General features: G+C 82.1%; 1 protein-coding gene. It reads left to right on the top strand.

The window, feature by feature from the left end:
- On the top strand, positions 1-886 hold an 886-nt coding region (locus ABD994_RS30965), incomplete at both ends, for a hypothetical protein (protein WP_345425492.1).

Here is an 886-nt window from a genome sequence, read left to right as displayed (position 1 = left end):
GCACGCCGCGGCCGCCGGCCTGCTCGGCGGGCGCGCCGCGCTCGAGCACCGGATCGCCGCCGCGGCCGGGCCGGACCCGACGCTCGCCGACGACATCGAGGCGCTCGTCACGGGGCCCGGCTCCGCGGTCGGCGGCGCCGAGGCGGCCGACCTGCTGCGCGCCGCGGCGGACCTGTCCACCGTGCCCGCCGAGCGCGAGCGCCGCCTGCTGGCCGCGACGTCGCGCCTGCTCGCCGAGGGGGAGATCGCCCGGGCGATCGCGCTCGAACCGACCGTCGAGGAGTGCGGGCCGAGCCCGTGGCGCTCGGCGCTGCTGGGCCAGCTCGCGCTGTTCGCGGGCCGGTTCGGCGTGGCGCGGGAGCGGTTCGAGGCCGCCCTGGCGACGACCGCCGACGACGAAGGTGACGGCGAGCGTCCGGGTGACCGCGCCCGCGGCGTGGCGGCCGCCCACCTCGCGGTGCTCCACCTGCTGCACGGTGACGCGGAGCGCGCGGTACAGACCGCGGCCGTCGCCCTCGGCGGCGGCGCGCGGGGCGACGACGTGCGTCTCCCCGGCGGGTTCGCGCTCGTCCTCGGGCTCGCGGCGCTGGGCCGGGACGCCGACGCCCGCACCGTCCTCGACCGCGCCTCGGGCGACGGGGGCGGGCCGCCGCCGGTCGACGTCCTCGTCGTGCGCGGGATGCTCGCGACGCTCGGCGGGGACGACGCCGCGGCCGCCGCGGACCTGGACGAGGCGGTGCTGCGCGCCCGGGCGGGCGAGCCGCTGCGGGGCCTCGCGCTCGGGCTCGCGCTCCGGCCCGAGGTCGCCGACCGCTGCGGGTCGCGCGACGTCGGCGTCGAGGGCGGCGGGCTGGCCGTGACCCTGGCCCGCGACGGCGGCGCCGCC

The organism is Actinomycetospora chlora (genome assembly GCF_039542135.1).
GTDB classification, from domain to species: Bacteria; Actinomycetota; Actinomycetes; order Mycobacteriales; family Pseudonocardiaceae; genus Actinomycetospora; species Actinomycetospora chlora.
The sequence above is the reverse complement of the archived record's forward strand: the minus strand, read 5'-3'. Positions and strand labels throughout refer to the sequence as shown.